The sequence below is a fragment of the Vibrio sp. YT-19(2023) genome, assembly GCF_033337395.1.
Map to the genome: position 1 here is coordinate 1 of NZ_JAWOQN010000339.1, position 813 is coordinate 813.

General features: G+C 49.0%; 1 protein-coding gene. It reads right to left on the minus strand.

The window, feature by feature from the left end:
• Positions 1–813, minus strand: an 813-nt coding sequence (locus tag R7E78_RS25770; protein WP_318058563.1) for a pyruvate formate lyase family protein, incomplete at both ends; no start/stop codon positions are given.

Sequence of the window (813 nt, forward strand, 5' to 3'; positions counted from 1 at the left end):
ACCTTTATGGTGATTAAAGAAGGTGCGAATCAGCATTGAAAGCTTGAGCTTATCTCCTTCTGAAGCGACAGCCGCTGGGCTTAACTTCTGGTTAAGCAGCACACCACCCAAGATTTTATTAGCTTGAATTTTACCGACTGAGTTGTACACCGCCGTTGGTCCCAAACGGTCAGAGCCCGATGCTGGACTTGCGCCTTCCGCCAGTGGCGTTTTCGCTTTTCGACCATCTGGTGTTGCCATCGTGGATGCGCCAAATGGCACGTTGGCAGAGATGCTCGATGTTCCCGCGTAGTAGCCACCACCAATTGGTCCGCGCCCATAACGTGTGTTGACAAATTGCGCCAACTCATCGATATAAACTTGGTAAGCATCAGCCAGCAGTTGGTCGACATAATCGTCGTCATTGCCGTATTTTGGCGCGAAGTTGATTAAGCGTTGGCGAAGTTGTTCGTTCTCAATACCATCGAAGTCTTCTTCTAATGCTTTTGCCAATTCCGTTTGGCTGATTTGTGCTTCTTCAAACACCAAATGTTTGATCGCCGCCAAACTGTTACCCAAATTGGCGATACCCACTTGCAGGCCAGATACCCAATCGTATTTCGCTCCGCCTTCTTTTACTGTTTTACCGCGCGCCAAACAGTCATCCACCAGCGATGAGCAGAAAATATCTTGCGCTTGCTGCTCAAGCACGCTGTCGACTACGGTATCGATCTCAATCGATTTACGTGTGTAGTAGCGAATTTGCTCCGCCCAAGAAGCGGTGACTTGCTCAAAACTCTCGAAGTTGCCTTTTGCCAACGACTTATCATGCGG